This is a genomic window from Nocardioides sp. FY1077 (assembly GCF_058681775.1).
The window spans coordinates 484,324-499,640 of record NZ_JBZWDB010000001.1; the positions used below are offsets into that span (position 1 = coordinate 484,324).

At 71.1% G+C, this 15,317-nt stretch carries 14 protein-coding genes; 3 read left to right on the forward strand and 11 right to left on the reverse strand.

What is annotated here, in order from left to right:
- Positions 1 to 49: 49 nt before the first annotated feature.
- On the reverse strand, positions 50 to 1,246 hold the full coding sequence (locus AC4OR8_RS02290; RefSeq protein WP_492163953.1) for a sugar ABC transporter substrate-binding protein: 1,197 nt from the start codon (positions 1,244 to 1,246) through the stop codon (positions 50 to 52).
- 179 nt (positions 1,247 to 1,425) lie between these two features.
- Positions 1,426 to 2,421, reverse strand: a complete 996-nt coding sequence (locus AC4OR8_RS02295; protein ID WP_492163954.1) for an ABC transporter permease — start codon at positions 2,419 to 2,421, stop codon at positions 1,426 to 1,428.
- A gap of 404 nt (positions 2,422 to 2,825) precedes the next feature.
- On the opposite strand from AC4OR8_RS02295, the gene AC4OR8_RS02300 reads away from it, so the two are divergent.
- Positions 2,826 to 3,842 (forward strand): zinc-binding dehydrogenase, encoded by a 1,017-nt coding sequence (locus tag AC4OR8_RS02300; RefSeq protein ID WP_492163955.1) that lies wholly within the window; start codon positions 2,826 to 2,828, stop codon positions 3,840 to 3,842.
- Positions 3,843 to 3,879: 37 nt separating this feature from the next.
- Here the strand turns inward: AC4OR8_RS02300 and AC4OR8_RS02305 are convergent, their stop codons facing one another.
- On the reverse strand, positions 3,880 to 4,746 hold the full coding sequence (locus AC4OR8_RS02305; RefSeq protein ID WP_492163956.1) for an HpcH/HpaI aldolase/citrate lyase family protein: 867 nt from the start codon (positions 4,744 to 4,746) through the stop codon (positions 3,880 to 3,882).
- Positions 4,743 to 5,747, reverse strand: coding sequence for a MaoC family dehydratase (locus AC4OR8_RS02310; RefSeq protein ID WP_492163957.1), 1,005 nt, complete (start codon positions 5,745 to 5,747; stop codon positions 4,743 to 4,745). The genes AC4OR8_RS02305 and AC4OR8_RS02310 overlap by 4 nt, the downstream gene beginning before the upstream one ends.
- 221 nt (positions 5,748 to 5,968) lie before the next feature.
- Here AC4OR8_RS02310 and AC4OR8_RS02315 point away from each other — a divergent pair, with 221 nt between their 5' ends.
- Positions 5,969 to 6,682, forward strand: coding sequence for a FadR/GntR family transcriptional regulator (locus tag AC4OR8_RS02315; RefSeq protein WP_492163958.1), 714 nt, complete (start codon positions 5,969 to 5,971; stop codon positions 6,680 to 6,682).
- Between the two features lie 45 nt (positions 6,683 to 6,727).
- Here the strand turns inward: AC4OR8_RS02315 and AC4OR8_RS02320 are convergent, their stop codons facing one another.
- From AC4OR8_RS02320 to AC4OR8_RS02350, 7 genes are read right to left on the reverse strand one after another with little or no spacing between them, the layout of a single operon-like run.
- Positions 6,728 to 7,954 (reverse strand): CoA transferase, encoded by a 1,227-nt coding sequence (locus AC4OR8_RS02320; RefSeq protein WP_492164462.1) that lies wholly within the window; start codon positions 7,952 to 7,954, stop codon positions 6,728 to 6,730.
- Between the two features lie 16 nt (positions 7,955 to 7,970).
- Positions 7,971 to 9,143, reverse strand: a complete 1,173-nt coding sequence (locus tag AC4OR8_RS02325) for an acyl-CoA dehydrogenase family protein (protein ID WP_492163959.1) — start codon at positions 9,141 to 9,143, stop codon at positions 7,971 to 7,973.
- Positions 9,143 to 9,919: an enoyl-CoA hydratase/isomerase family protein gene (locus AC4OR8_RS02330; RefSeq protein WP_492163960.1), complete on the reverse strand. Its 777-nt coding sequence runs from the start codon at positions 9,917 to 9,919 to the stop codon at positions 9,143 to 9,145. The genes AC4OR8_RS02325 and AC4OR8_RS02330 overlap by 1 nt, the downstream gene beginning before the upstream one ends.
- Positions 9,907 to 11,112 (reverse strand): CaiB/BaiF CoA transferase family protein, encoded by a 1,206-nt coding sequence (locus AC4OR8_RS02335; protein WP_492163961.1) that lies wholly within the window; start codon positions 11,110 to 11,112, stop codon positions 9,907 to 9,909. The genes AC4OR8_RS02330 and AC4OR8_RS02335 overlap by 13 nt, the downstream gene beginning before the upstream one ends.
- The gene (locus tag AC4OR8_RS02340) at positions 11,109 to 11,858 is read right to left on the reverse strand and encodes a FadR/GntR family transcriptional regulator (protein ID WP_492163962.1); all 750 of its coding nucleotides are present in this window, start codon (positions 11,856 to 11,858) and stop codon (positions 11,109 to 11,111) included. The genes AC4OR8_RS02335 and AC4OR8_RS02340 overlap by 4 nt, the downstream gene beginning before the upstream one ends.
- Positions 11,855 to 12,793 (reverse strand): acyl-CoA dehydrogenase family protein, encoded by a 939-nt coding sequence (locus AC4OR8_RS02345; RefSeq protein ID WP_492163963.1) that lies wholly within the window; start codon positions 12,791 to 12,793, stop codon positions 11,855 to 11,857. The genes AC4OR8_RS02340 and AC4OR8_RS02345 overlap by 4 nt, the downstream gene beginning before the upstream one ends.
- Positions 12,790 to 13,560 carry an enoyl-CoA hydratase-related protein gene (locus tag AC4OR8_RS02350; RefSeq protein WP_492163964.1) on the reverse strand — a complete coding sequence of 257 codons (771 nt, stop codon included), beginning with the start codon at positions 13,558 to 13,560 and terminating at the stop codon, positions 12,790 to 12,792. Before AC4OR8_RS02350 ends, AC4OR8_RS02345 begins: the two co-directional genes overlap by 4 nt.
- Positions 13,561 to 13,725: 165 nt before the next feature.
- Here AC4OR8_RS02350 and AC4OR8_RS02355 point away from each other — a divergent pair, with 165 nt between their 5' ends.
- Positions 13,726 to 15,195, forward strand: a complete 1,470-nt coding sequence (locus AC4OR8_RS02355) for a 3-hydroxyacyl-CoA dehydrogenase (protein WP_492163965.1) — start codon at positions 13,726 to 13,728, stop codon at positions 15,193 to 15,195.
- The last annotated feature ends 122 nt before the right edge of the window (positions 15,196 to 15,317 follow it).

Here is a 15,317-nt window from a genome sequence, read left to right on the forward strand (position 1 = left end):
CCGGGCGAGCCCACCACAGTGGGCCCGGCCGGAGGTGGACGGCGGTGGGTCAGGACCCGGACTCGAGGACCGCGGTGATCTGGTCGGCGTCGAACAGGGTCGGCACCGGGGCGTTGGCCGGCATACCGGCTTCGTAGTCGGCCAGCACCTCGTCGGCGTCGACCATGGGGTACGGGATGTCGATCTGCTTGGCGACGTCCTGTCCCTGGGCCTTCATGACACCGGCCGTGACGCCGATGCGGCCGTACCACACGCGGCTGTTGGCCACGAACGCCTTGGCGTCGACACCGTCGGCCTGAGCCTGGCTCAGCTGGTCGAGGTAGGAGTAGTTGACGACGTCGGACATCATGATCGGCGGGGTCTCGCCGGCGTCGAGGAACGGCGCGGCGAAGTACTCCATGGTGTAGTCGTAGGCCACGGCGGCCGGGTTCTCACCGGAGGCGAAGAGTGCGTTGCCCTCCTGGGTGTTGCCCTGGGGCGTCCACTGCGTGAAGCCCTCGTTCGACCTGCTCCAACCCGCGGACTCGAAGCCCTCGATGAGGCAGGGCTGCCAGTTCGCGGCACTGGCGTTGCCGGGGATCCCGGTGTAGAGGCCGTACTTCGCCCCCTCACCGACCATCTCGACAACCTGTTCCGCGCCGTCGGCGTAGGCGCCGCACAGGTCGGAGGTGGCCTGCACGTCCACCAGCGACGCGACCTCGTCCGGAAGCGGTGTCTCCGCCTCGACCACCACGATGCCCGCGGCCTTGGCCTGTTGGACGGCGGGCGCGATGGCGGACCCGAAGATGGAGTTCATCACGATGACGTCGGGCTGCTGGGCCACCAGGCTCTTGAAGTTGGCCAGCCAGCTGGCCGTGTCGGTCCCGAGGCTGTAGATGATCTTGCCGACCTCGGGCGTGGCGATCGCCTGGGCGGTGATCTCGGCGCGGAACGTCTGGCGCCAGGGGTTGATGTTGTCGTTGGGGAACGCGACGGTCAGGCCCTCCCGACCGGTCTCGCACACGTTCTGCCCCAGGCACTCCTGGAGCTTGGCGTCCATCTCGGGCGTCCACTCCTGGGCGGCCACCCGCATGGTCTGCTGGATCGCCGGGTCGAGGTCCTCCACCGGGATCTCCTGGAGGAAGGCCCGCTGGATCACGTCGGCGACGGCCTCGTCGCTGACGTCGATCTCGACTGCCTCCGACCCGGCGCCCGAGGTGCCGCTGCCTGCACTGGGATCGGACGCGCACCCGGCGAGGGCGAGCACGGAGCCGGCCGCCAGGGAAGCCAGCTTGGCTCCCGTCGCCTTGCTGCTCCGCCGGAATCGGGCCTGCGTAGCCGTTGCCTTCATGGTTTCTCCATTCGGATGGTGAGAAGTGCACTGCTCGTCGCTCAGACGGCCGAGCCCCGGGAGCGGACGTGTGGGTGAGGGTGGGTCGGTCCGCCTCAGGCGGGCGGAACGGCACGGCGGCGGCGGAGACCGGCGCTGCCGCGGCTCAGGCCCGAGGCACTGAACCTGGCCAGGGTGATCGCGCCCACGGCGACGACCAGGACGAAGCCCTGGATCATCACCCGGGCGCCGGCCCCGAGGCCCAGGATCGCGAGGAACTGGTCGAGCATCTGCAGGAAGGTGGCAGCGCTGACCACGCTGGCCACGCTCGCCGGTCCGCCGCCGAACATGACGCCGGCGATACCGACGGCCGTGATGGTGGTGAGCTGGTAGACCGCGCCGGACTGCACATCGGGCGTGGCGAGGTAGCCCGCGAGCAGCACACCGGCGACGCCGTAGAGCAGGCCGGCGAGGGCGAAGGTGGCCAGCTCCACGGAGGTGACGCGCATGCCGAGCACCCGTGCCGCCCGGCGGTTGGATCCCACAGCGCCGATCTGGCGCCCGAACCGGGTCTTGCCGAGCGTCCAGGCGATCACGGCCGCCACCACCAAGGCGTAGATGAAGACCGCGTTGACCACCGACAGCGACGGGCGAGCGATGTCGACCAGCGCCTCGGGAGCCCGCCCGGTCACCGAGAGCGACACCCCTGTCCACAAGCGGGTCGCGCCGGTGATGATGCCGAAGGTGGCCAGCGTGACGATCAGTGGATTGAGCCCCAGGACGGTGATCAGGACACCGTTCACCAGGCTCAGGAGCACTGGCACCAGCAGCGCTGCGCCGATCACCAGTGCGACGTTGGCCCCGGCGACCCCGTAGTGGACGACCATCCCCGCAGACACCGAGATGATCGCCCCGATGGACAGGTCCAGCGAACCGATCATGATCACCAGCATCTGGCCCAGCGAGGCGACGATGAGCACGCCGGCCAGCGCAGTGACGAGCTGGATCGAGGCCGGGCTGAGCGCCCGCGGCGCCACCGGCACGGTCACCAGGAGGAGGACCACCAGCGCCACCCAGCCGGCGCGGTACCGGGCCGGCCACCGGTACTTCAAGTTGGTCAACCTCGTCGGGGCAGGACGCTCCGTCGAGCCGAGGGCAGCTGTCGTCGTCACTGTTCGAACCTCCACACCGTGTCTCGCATGTCCACCCTGTCTAAACTGATTACGCCTGTGGTTCCGTGTTAAATGTTTGACTTTAAGACCCCTGTGAGCATCCTGGGCCCGGAATGCGGCCCCGTCAAGACCATCGAGTGAAGTGGTTCACACTGCGGGCGCACCTGGCCTTCACTCCGGACCTGGGCGCTAGCCCTCCCGGGGCCCCTGCAGCCCCCCGGGGGGGTCGTCCTGCCGGTTGACTTTCCCGTGGGCCGCATCACAATAATGTCAGACAGTAACCATTATGGCCACGGCTGCGACAACGCGCCTTGGCTGTCTTCCGACCAGAGGAGATCTGCCAGATGCGCGGCATCGTGTTCCATGGAGAGCGTCGGCTGGAGCTCGTGACCGTGCCGGACCCCGTGCCGGGCCGGGACGAGGTGGTCATCGAGATCAAGGCGTCGGGGATGTGCGGGACCGACCTGCACAAGTACCGAGGGCCGAAGGCGGCCGCTCGACCGGAGATCGGAGGACACGAACCCGCCGGCGTCGTCGTGTCCGTCGGACCAGGAGCCGACCCTGGGTGGATCGGACGGTCAGTCATGGTCCACCACTACTTCGGGTGCGGCCAGTGCGACCAGTGCCGCTCGGGGTGGACCCAGCTGTGTCGCGAAGGCACGAGCGCCATGGGGAACACCGCCCACGGCTCGCACGCCGACTTCGCCAAGGTGCCCGCCCACACCCTCGTCGCGATGCCTGAGGGGCTCTCCTACCTCGCGGCCGCAGCGATCGGCTGCGGCACCGGGACCGCGTGGGGAGCTCTCGAGCGCCTGCACCTGGTGGGGTCCGACACGATCGCCGTCTTCGGCCAGGGGCCGGTGGGTCTCGCAGCGACGCAGCTGGCGTCTGCCATGGGAGCCCGGGTCATCGCGCTGGACATCTCGCCGTCGCGCCTGGAGCGATCGCGCGACTTCGGGGCGTGGGCCGTGGTCAACCCCGCTGAGGTCCCCTCGGTCGAGGACGCCGTGCGGAGCCTGACCCGCGGGCGGGGCGTCGCGAAGAGCCTGGAGACCTCGGGGGCCAGCACGGCCGCCAACGACGCCCTGCACGTCCTCGACCTGTGGGGCAGCGCGTGCTGGGTCGGGGTCGGATCGACCATCCGGTTCGATCTCGCCGAGCACCTCTACAAGCAGGTGACGGCGATGACCTCGTGGACCATGTCGCTGCCGTCGATGGCACGGTGCGCAGACTTCGTGGTCGAGCGTGGGATCGACGTGGACGCCCTGTTCACCGAGACCTGGCGACTCGCCGACTACGTCGAGGCCTATGAGCTCTTCGACCAGCAGACGTCGGGCAAGGGTGCGTTCGTGGCCGACTGACCACGCCGCTCGGCTGACGGCCGGCGGGCCCGCCGCCCTAGAGCGGCGGCGGGCCCAAGTTCCCGTCGGCCTCGCCGGGCCTGCCCGGATCCGCTCCAGCCGCGCGACCGAGGATGGACCGCGCCCGGAGCACCACGGGTGCGTCGACCATCTCCCCGTCGACGGCCACGGCTCCCTGCCCGGCGGCCGCGACCACCCGGCGGGCCCAGTCGACGTGCGTCTCGGACGGCCGCCACCCCTCGTTGACCACCTGCACCTGACGTGGGTGGATGCACAGCTTGGCGGTGAAGCCCAGGTCGGCGGCGTGCCGGACGTCGTCGGCCAGGCGGTCGAGATCGTCGAGGACGGTGGTCACGCCGTCGACGGGTCCGGCCATGCCGAAGGCGGCGCACGCCAACACCAGCTCGGAGCGCGACCGCCACAGCGCCGCGCGTGAGGCCGGGTCGACGCCGAGGGCCGCGGCCAGGTCCACGTTGCCCAACGCCAGCCGCGTGACTCCGGGCACGGCCGCGATGGCATCGGCGTGGAGCACGCCCCTGGGGGTCTCGACCAACGCGATGACCGGCGACCCGGGCAGCGCGGCAACGACCTCGGCGACCTCGCGCCCCGACTCCGACTTGGGCAACATCACCGCCACCTCGGAGCCCGCCAGACCTCGGACCTCGTCGTGGTGCCAGGCCGTGCCCACCCCGTTGATGCGGACGACGGTCGCTCGTGCGCCTCGCTCGACCTCGCCCCGCACGAGGTCCAGCGCTCCTCGCTTCTCACCGTCGGGCACCGCGTCCTCGAGGTCGATCACGACCAGGTCCGCGCCCGAGGCGCGGGCCCGAGCGAACCTGTCCGGCCGGGTTGCGGGGACGAACAGCAGGCTCCGGGCGGCCTCGACCTCGTCGACAGTGGTCATGGCACCAGCACCACCAGTCGCCAGTCGAGCACGAGCTGGCCGTCGTGCACGGACTTCGAGGTCAGCACCCGGACGGTGACGAGGCGGCCCTCCCCCGGCGCTCCCACGACCCGTTCCACCTCGACCCGGGAGACCAACGTGTCGTGCTCGTGGACCGGGCCGACGTGGTCGCAGGAGTGCCATCCGACGACGGCGATGATGTCGGGAACGGCCCGGGTCAGCTGGTGGAGCGCGATCCCGATGGTGTGGCCCCCGTACACGAGGCGCTCCCCACCGGCGGCGCGGGCGTCGTGGTGCACGACCGCGACGTTGCCGGTCAGGCGTGCGAGCTCGGGGGCGCTCGTCACCACGTCGGCGCCGACGACGGTCAGCACCCGCCCGGCCACCAGCCCCGACGCGGCGTCCGGCCCAGTGCCGGCGATGAAGGCGCCGACGTCCCAGGTCGAGCAGGACGCCCCGAGGTCCCCCTCGTCGAGGTGGCCACGGTTGCTGACGTCGTCGGCGTGTCCCGTCGCCGGGACGCCAGGGCCCAGCGGCAGCATCGCGCACCGGCGGTAGTCGAGCACGGTGCGTCCTCGCTGGTCACTGGTCACGATGTGCAGCACCACGAGACCGGTGGGCTCGCGGTCGGGCCGACGCCGGTTCTCCTTGAGGCCCACGACGGAGGTCACCGTCCGGAGGGTGTCGCCCAGGAACGGTTGCCGCAGGAACCGAAGACCGCGGTAGTACAGGTTGGCTCGCACGTGCTGCGTGACGGCGGTCGACTGTCCGATGGACAGGTCCCACACCAACGCAGGCGACGCGAGTGGCCCGCCCGCCACCGACCGCGCCAGCTCGCGGTCCAAGGAGGTGCGCAGACGGCATCCGGTGATCGCCTGGTGGGCGGCCTGCATGCCCTCGGTCAACGTCACCGCGGGTGCGTCCGCATAGGTCTGCCCCAGGGTCAGCTCGTCGAAGTACGGTCCGCGGACCTCGGTCGTGGCCGCGCTGGGCACGTTCATGTCGATCGCCTTCCGTCGTGGAGCTCGCTGGTGGTCGTCGGAGATGCGCCGGGGACCCCGCGACGCACCTGTGGTCGGCGAGCGTCAGCACGCGATCCGCGCTGCGCGCTGCGAGGCGAGGGCGCACCTGCGACGGCTGTCCGATATATGTAGGACAATTGAGTCGCCGGCACGAGGTCGGACAAGTGGCGCCGACTCGGCCACCGCCAAAGGAGATCAGGATGAGCGACACCCCGTTCAAGGCCAAGCAGGTGACGCGTCCGCGCGACCAGGTCGAGCAGCAGCTGCGTGAGGCCATCCTCGAAGGACACTTCGCTCAGGGCGACAAGCTGCCACCGGAGACCGAGCTCGCGACGCAGTTCGGTGTCAGCCGCCCTACCGTCCGTGAAGCACTCGGCGCCCTGGTCAGCACCGGCCTCATCCGCAAGATCCCCGGGGTCGCCGGCGGGAGCTTCGTCAACACCGTAACGCCCGACTCCCTGAGCCAGATGCTGATGCAGTCGATGGACACCATCGTGCGCATCGGCGCCCTCGACATCGCCGAGATCACCGAGGTACGACGCGTCCTCGAGATCCCCGCGGCCGAGTGGGCTGCGCGCAACCGCAGCGACCGCGACCTCGAGGTGATGAAGTCGGTGGTCGCACAGCAGCGCGCGACCACCATCGACGACCCGCAGATCCCGGAGTACGATCTGCGCTTCCACACCGCGATCGGCTACGCGTCGGGCAACCGGCTGCTGGCCGCCTTCGTCGCCTCGGTCCACGACGCCACGCACCCGGCCCAGTTCCTCGACGTGACTCCCGACGTCGCTCAGAAGACGGTCAAGCAGCACATGGCGATCGTCGCGGCCATCGAGGACGGCGACCCGGTCCGGTCCGCGGAGGCCATGCGGGAGCACCTCGACTTCGTCCTGCAGTACTCGCTGCCGGCCTGAGGGCGGGCAGCCGACGCGAGCGCGCATCAGGGCCTTCCCCACGGTTCAGACCACCCCCCGGGCTCGCAGGCCGCCGATCTCGGCCTGGGACAACCCGAGTGCCTCACCCAGGACGTCCTCGGTGTCCGCTGACAGGAGAGGCGCCGGCCTCGCCGGGGAGTGCTCGTCGGCCCACCGCCAGGGCGCCGCCGCCGCCAACATGGGACCCACTCCCGGTTGCTCGATCTCGGAGACGATCGGGTGGTCCCCGCCCCGAGCCGCGACCGCCACCTCGGCCATGTCGCGGTACGGGCTCCAGAGCACCTTGGCCTCGTCGAGCAGCCCCTGGAGGGTGGCGAAGTCACGTGCCGCGAACCAGGGCCGCAGCACCGAGGCGATCGTCTCCCGCAACCGGTAGCGGTCGCCCTCCCGGTCGAGGTCGGCCTCGAGGGTCTCCTCGAGGGCGGCGAAGACCCTCTCGGTCCGGGTCACCTTGCGCAGCGCGTTCCACTGCCCCTCGGTCAGTGCCACCACCATGAGCCGCCGGCCGTCGGCGGTCGCGAAGTCCACACCGAACGAACCGAACATGTGGTTGCCCACCCGTGAGCGGGCCCGACCCTGCTCGTCGGCCTCGGCCAACCACCCCATCCCGGCGACCCCGGCCAGGGCGACGTCGGCCAGGGCGACGACTACCGAAGCCCCCTGCCCCGAGCGTTCCCGCTGGAACAAGGCGGCCGCCACGGCCGAGGCCGCGAGCATGCCGGTCACCAGGTCCCAGGCCGGCAGGACGTGGTTGACCGGCACCGCGGCCTCCACCGGTCCTGTCATGAGCGGCACGCCGACCTCGGCGTTGATGGAGTAGTCCACGGCCGGCATGCCGTTGCGTCGTCCCTCGACGTGCACGTGGATCACGTCGCTGCGCCGTGCCGCCAGCTCCTCGTGGCGCAGGCGTCGCGCCCCCACCATGTTGTCGAGGAAGATGCCGCCACCGGCGCCCGACGTGGTGACGAGCTCCATGAGCAGCTCGCGCCCCTCCGGTCTGCGGTGGTCGATGGTGACCGACCGCTTGCCCTTGTTCAAGTTGGCCCAGAACAGGCTCGCGCCGGCGTGGGACAGGGGCCACCGCCCGGCGTCGCTCCCTCCGGTCGGGGGGTCGACCCGGATGACGTCGGCCCCCAGCTGGCTGAGGGTCATGCCGGCTGACGGGACCGCCACGAACGAGGCGGCCTCGACGACACGGCACCCCGCGAGGGGGAGGTCCTGTCCCGCGGGATCACGGCCGTCGCCGACCATCGTCACGCCCGGGCCGTCAACGGGGGCCCGCGGGCCGCGACCCGGTGGCGAGACGGATGTCGCGCGCGACCAGCATGCTCTGGATCTGGTTCGTACCGTCGTAGATCTCGGCGATCTTGGCGTCGCGCAGCAACCGCTCGACCCCGAGGTCGACCAGGTCGCCGTCAGGCCCGAGGAGCTCGACGCAGGTCGCGGCGACGCGCGTGCCGAGGCTGGTGCAGTGCATCTTGACCAGCGACACCTCGGCGACCGGCTCCTCGGGGTCCGAATCGACCTGGTCGCACACCGAGAGCAGCATGGCCCGGGCGGCGGTGATCTCGCCCCGCAGGCGGGCGAGCTCGAACTGGAGGTCCTGGGCCTGCCCCGTCCTGGACGACAGCAGCTCGCGCTCGGCGGCCCACGCCACGACGGCGTCGAAGGCGCCCTGCGCGAAGCCGACCCCCTGCGCCGCTGCACTGATGCGGGACTTGACGACCGACCGCAGCAGCAGCGGGTAGCCCTCGCCCTCCTCGCCCATCCGCGCCGCGGCGGGGATGCGGCAGTCCTGGAAGGCCAGGGTGACCGTCGATGCCCCCTTCTGACCGAGCTTCTTCATGGGCGCCCCCGCCTCGAAGCCCTGGAGTCCCTCGGTCTCCACCAGGAAGGCGGTCACCCCGTCCTTGCCGCGCGCCAGGTCGACCGACGCGAACAGCACGACCACGTCGGCCCGGTCCCCGTTCGAGATGAAGGTCTTCTCCCCGTTGACCACGTAGTCGTCGCCGTCCCTGCGTGCGAGGGTGCGCATCGTCCCGACGTCGGAACCGGCGCTGGGCTCGGTGAGGGCGATGGCTCCCAGGGCCGATCCGTCGCACAGTCGGGGGATCCACGTCCGCGCCTGCTCGGCGGATGCCTGGAGGTGGATGGGGTGCGCGCAGTGCATCTGCGTCATGTAGACCGTGGAGGTCGCACCGCACACGGCGGAGATGCGGGCCACTGCCTCCGCGTACGTCGCAGTGCTCGCTCCGGCCCCACCGAGGTCCCGCGGCATGAGCAGCACGCCGAGGCCCTCGGAGGCGAGGTCGGCCACAGCCGCCCCCGGGAACTGCGAGTCGGCGTCGGCCGCGACGGCGCGCGGACGGACGGTCCGCTCGATGACCGCGTCGACGGCCTCGACCACGTCGGAGTCGACCGACGCCCAGGTGTTTCTCATCAGGACTCCTCGTGGAAGACGGGCGTGCGGCGATCGGCGAAGGAGGTGATGCCCTCCTGGCCGTCGGGCGACGCGATGGAGAGAGCAGCGAGCGCGGCCTCGTGGGCCAGCGCCGCCGGGGCGACCGCCGGCCGCACGGCGTCGAGGATGTTCGCCGTGCCGGTCCGGCTGCCGGACGCGATCAAGCCGGCCAGACGGGTCGACTCGGCGCGCAGCTCGTCGGGCGGGAGCGGCGGCACCGAGAGGAGCCCGACCTCCCAGGCGCGCGCGGCGTCGATACGCTCACCGCTGAGCATCAGGTACATGGCCACCGGCTTGCCCACCGACGAGGGCAGCCGCTGGGTTCCGCCGAATCCCGGGATGCACCCGATCCGCGCCTCCGGAAGCCCGAACTGGCTGCGGTCCGAGGCGAGCACGAGGTGGCAGGCCAGCATCAGCTCGAACCCGCCTCCGAGCGCGAACCCGTCGACCTCGGCGACGACCGGCACGACCGACGCCGCGATCGCGTTCTGGGTGCGGTGCCCCGCGTTGATGAACGCTTGCGCCTCGACCACGCCGAGCCCGCGGATCTCCTCCAGGTCGGCGCCGGCGCTGAACGCACGGTCCCCGCTGCCCCGGATCACCACGCACCCCACAGACGTGTCCTCCTGCACGCCCTCGACGGTCGCGAGGACCAGCCGCAGCACCTCGGAGTTCAACGCGTTCAACCGCTCCGGCCGGGACAGCTCGAGGATGAGCACCCGCCCGACCTGCCTCGTCTCGATCAGGGGACCCATACGACGTTCCCCTCGGTGAGCCGGGCGATGGTCGGGTCGTCGAGACCGGCCTCGAGGAGGATCTCGCGGCCGTGCTCGCCCCGCAACGGGGCAGGCCTTCGGGCACGACGGTCCTCCGGGTCGGAGGCGAGCCGCCAGGGGGCGCCCACCCCGCGGAACACCCCGGCGACGGGGTGCTCGTAGTCGACGATGGCCCCGCGGGCCACGACCTGAGGGTCGGAGACGACCTCCGAGAGGTAGTTGATCGGGGCGCAGGGCACGCCGGCGTCCTCGAGCACCTTCAGGACGTGCGCGGATGGCATCTCCTCCAACCGATCCTGGAACACGCCGACGACCTCCTCGCGGTGCGCTCGGCGCCCGGCGTTGGTACCCAGCTCCTCACGGGCGGCGAGACGGTCGAGTCCGAGGGCGGCGCACGCCCGCTGCCAGTGGTTGTCGTTGCCCAGAGCCACCACGATGTTCCTGTCGGCGGTCCGCATCGACTGGTAGATCGCGACGACCGAGTCGCTACCGGCGCACGGTCGCGGCTCGGGCTCCCCGGCCAGGTAGCTGGCGATGCGGGGGGACATGAGCGCGAGGTCGGCCTCCAGGAGCGCGACGTCGACGACCTCCCCCTCCCCGGTCTGCTGCTGGCGCACCAGCGCCGCCGCGATCGCGAAGGCGGCGACGGTGCCCGCGGCCACGTCGGACAGCGCGGTGCTCACCCGCTGGGGAACATCATCGGCCCCCGTGACGCTCATCAGCCCCGATCGGGCCTGGGCGATGAGGTCGTAGCCCGGCAGGGACGCGTCCGGGCCGTCGAGGCCGAACCCGGAGAAGGCGCAGATCACCAGCTGCGGGAAGCGCTCACGCAAGCCCTGCAGGCCGAGTCCGTGCTTCTCGAGCTTGGTCGGCACAAGGTTCTCGATGAACACGTCGGCTGTCTCGAGGAGTCGGAAGAGCACCTCGCGGCCTGCCTCGTCGCGGATGTCGAGACACATGCTCCGCTTGTTGCGGTTCACCGAGAGGAACCAGGCGGCTTCGCCGTTGAGGAACGGGGGGCCCCATCCGCGGGCGTCGTCACCTCGCAGGGGCTCGATCTTGATGACGTCTGCGCCCATGTCGGCGAGGTACATCGACGCCGTGGGTGCGGCGTAGGACGATGCGATGTCGACGACGCGGACGCCGTGGAGCGGTCTGTGGCCTGGGGTCATGACGGGTCGTTCCCTCCGGTCTGGGACGAGTAGCGCAGGACGTACTCGAGGTGCTCCTCCATGGCGCCGGCGGCGTCCTGCGGGGAGCCGTTCGTGATCGCTCTGACGATGGCGAGGTGCTGCTTGACGGTCGACCGCCCTACCTCCGGCGTCACGCAGAGGAACTGCGCGGGCCTGGTGGCGTCGTGGACCGCCGAGACGAAGGCGGCCAGGAGCCGGTTCCCCGAGGCCTGGGCGACCGTCACGTGGAAGTCGCGGTCGTACAGCACGATCTGGGGGTCGTCGATCGTGGTCGTCCTCTGCCGGTCCACGATGTCCTGCAGTCGCTCCCGCTGCTCCTCGGTGCAGGACGACGCGGCCCAGGAGGCGGCAGGCACCTCGAGCACGCGCCGCATCGCCGTGAGCTCGTCGATGTCGAGCGAACCCAACCGCACGATGGTGTCCATCGACTCGCTCAGCATGGCGCTCAGGGAGTCCGGCGTGACGCCGTTGACGAAGCTGCCGCCCGCCACGCCGGGGATCTTGCGGATGAGGCCGGCCGAGACCAACGACCCCAACGCCTCGCGGACCGTGGGCCGGCTGACCCCGAACTGCTGAGCGAGCTCGGTCTCCGGGGGAAGCTTGTCACCCTGCGAGAAGTCACCGTGCAGGATGGCCTCGCGGATCTGCTTCTCGACCTGAGCCCGGGGGCGCAGCACCTGCTGCACCTGGAACCCGTCCGCTGCCGACGTCTGCTCAGCCGTCATGACCGCACCCCCTCTCGCCGCCCCAGCCCACGCTCTGCGATCCGAGCCACGTGGAGACGTCGTCCGCCCGCTCGCGCCTGGACGCTGATCGAGTCCCGCAGCAGTCCAGCCACCGGGTACTCCTCGATGTAGCCGTACCCGCCGTGGGCCTGGATGGCGTCGATGCAGACCTCGACCGCCGCTCGGCCGGCAGCCCCCGACACGCTCTCGCTGCCCGTACCGTGCTGGGTCGCCACAGCGAGGAGGGCCTCGACGGCGTCCACCTTGAGCGTCATGTCGGCCACCAGCGCGCGTAGCCCGGCGAAGGAGCCGATCGCCGCCCCGAACTGACGGCGTTCGAGGACGTAGTCGCTCGTGGCGTCCACCGCGCGGCGGGCGACCCCCGCCAACGCCGCCCCGGTCAGCAGGTCCCAGACGGTCATGGCCTCCGCTGCTTCGGTGGCGAGCACCGGGCCGGCCGCCGGGAGCCCCACCGAGGCCAGCCGCGCCGCGCCGAGCCCCGATCGCGCCTCGTAGGTGGCGGACTCGGCGACGTCGACGAACGGCGTCGCCCGCAGGTCGGCAGTGTCGGCGTCGAGGACCACCAGGGTGCCGACAGCCAGCACCAGGGGCACCACGGGGCGGGAGCCGCCGACCGAGAGCGCGAACGCCGACCCGGTCTGCTGTGCCTGCTCACCGAGGGCCCGGTCGGCGGCGTAGCGGGAGGCCAGCGCGAAGCCCAGTGACGGCGATGCCCGGGCCGCGACACGGACGGTGTGGGTCAACCACTGGAGGCTGTCGTCCTCCTCCGACGTGTCACGCGCCAGGTCGAGCAGGCCTGCCCCCTCGAGGGCTTCGCGTGCGTCGTCGAGCCCACCCGGGCCGTCGGCAGCGGACCTGGCCACCTTGTCGACCACCTCGAGGAAGCTGGCCAGGTCGTCGCTGATCCCGTTCACCGGTTGAACTTCGTCCGGTCGGGCGCGCGGCGCGCCTCGAAGGACTCGGACATCTCGGTCGCCTCTCGCGTCCCGCGGTAAGCGGTGAGGAGCAGGTCGTGGGCCATGCGCGCTTGGCCGGCAACTCCCGTGTGCCGTCCGGAGAAAGCGGTCTTCAGCGCACTCAGGGCGAAGGGCCCGCGCTGGCGCAGGGTCTGCGCGATCTCGTGCGCCCGCGCGACGGGGTCATCGGCGATCTCGTTGACGAGCCCCATCTCGAGCGCCTGCTCAGCGGTGTACTTGCGGTTGAGGTACCACATCTCCTTGGCGCGACGGCGACCGATGGTCTCCTCGAGGTACCACGTCCCGTAGCCCGCGTCGAAGCTGCCGACCATCGGTCCGACCTGACGGAAGACGGCGTGCGGGGCAGCAACAGCGAGGTCGCAGACGACGTGCAGGACGTTGCCCCCGCCGACGGCGAAGCCGTTCACCGCGGCGATGACCGGCTTGGGCATCGTGTCGATGAACTCGTACAGGTCGATGACCGGCATGACACTGGAGTAGTCGAGCGAGTCGAGCTCCTCGTGCTCCCCGCCGATGCAGAAGAACTTCTCGCCGGCCCCCGTCAGGACGGCGACGTCGGTGCTCGGCGTCGAACGCACCGTGCGGAACGCGTCAAGGAGCTCCTGGGCCGTCTGGAACCGCAGCTTGTTCGCGTTCTCCGCTCGGTCGATGGCGATCGTGGCAACGCCGTCCTCGACCGCGACGGTGATGTCTTCGTAGGTCATGCGGGATCAACTCCATACCGCCGGTCGGCTGTAAAGGTCTGCACGGGTAGTCGGCTCGTTCGTTGTTGGTAAGAACTTGACAACACCGTACGTTGTCTTACATCTTCGAGCAAGGTGCCCGGCGTTCGCTGGCAGCCAGGGACAGCGACGACCGAGGAGTGCCCGATGGCCTTGATCTCCATGCCGGTGTGTGTGATCGGCGCAGGCACCATGGGCCGCGGCATCGCCCAGGTCGCCCTGGCGGCGGGCCACCCCGTCAGCCTCGTCGACCTCTCGGCGGATCAGCGGGGCGCTGCGCGCGAGGAGATCGGCCGCCGCCTGGAGCGCCGCCACCCGGCCGTCGCCGCCGCGCTCGACGACCGCCTCTCCACGTTCGCGTCCATCGACCAGGTCCCGGCCGCGCCGCGCACCCTGGTCGTCGAGGCGGTGCTGGAGGACCTGGCGGTCAAGGCCTCGGTCCTCGGACAGGCCGAGCGGCACTTCGGAGCGGACTGCATCCTCGCCACCAACACCTCCTCGCTCTCCGTCACCGCCATCGCTGCGACGACGGGGATCCCGGCACGGGTCGTCGGCATGCACTTCTTCAACCCCGTGCCGCTCATGCGGCTCGTCGAGGTGGTGACCGGCCTGGAGACCGACCCGACTGTCGCGGACACGGTCGCCCAGCTGGCCACGTCCTGGGGCAAGGACGTCGCCCACGTCAGGTCGGCGCCCGGCTTCATCGTCAACCGCGTCGCTCGCGCCTTCTACGGCGAGGCCCTCCGCCTCGTCGAGGAACAGGCGGCCGACCCGGCCACGATCGACGAGGTCCTGCGGTCGTCGGGCCAGTTCAAGATGGGCCCCTTCGAGCTGATGGACCTGATCGGGAACGACGTGAACGCCGCGGTGACCCGCTCGGTCTGGACCGCGTTCCACTTCGACCCACGGTTCACCCCGTCGCAGATCCAGGACGAGCTCGTCGCAGCGGGGCGTCACGGACGCAAGAGCGGTCGCGGCTTCTACGACTACGCGGAGTCGGCGGTACGGCCGACTCCGGTGGTCGTCGACGCCGGCTCGCCGCCCGGCTCGGTCGAGCTGCACGGATCGTGCCCGCAGCTCGAGACGGTCCTCGCCCGTGCGGGCGTCCCGGTGGTGGCGAGGCCATCAGACGACGTGCGTGCCGTGCTCCACGACGGCACCGTGCTCCGGGTGACGCGCGGGCGCACGGCGCGCGCGGAGTCCACCGCTCTGGGGGCGCCGGTCGCGCTCATGGACCGCTGCGTCGACCCCGCCGCGGCCACCGGCGCGGCGCTCGCCACCTCGCACCCCGTGGCCGCCGTTGGCGCTGGCTCGCTGCTTCGAGCCGCCGGCGTCACGGCGTACCGGGTCTCCGACGTGCCCGGGCTGGTCGTGGCCAGGACCTTGTCCCTGATCGCCAACGAGGCCTTCGAGACCGCGCAGCAGGGAATCGCCTCGGCCGAGGACATCGACCTGGCCATGGAGCTCGGCACCAACTACCCCGTCGGCCCCTTCGAGTGGACCCGGCGGTGGGGGTCAGGTGCCGTGCTCGAGGTCCTGGACGAGCTCTGGGCCAGCTACCACGACCCTCGGTACCGGGCGAGCCGGCACCTGCGCGAGGCTGCGGCCGGGCTCTGACCCGAACGGCTCGAGGCACCCGGGCACCCGGGCACCGGGGCACCGGGGTGCAGCGATGGATCGTGCACGCCCCCAGGTCGAGGCTTCTCGACGGGGCTGGGTCGGCAGGTCGAGCGAGGGCG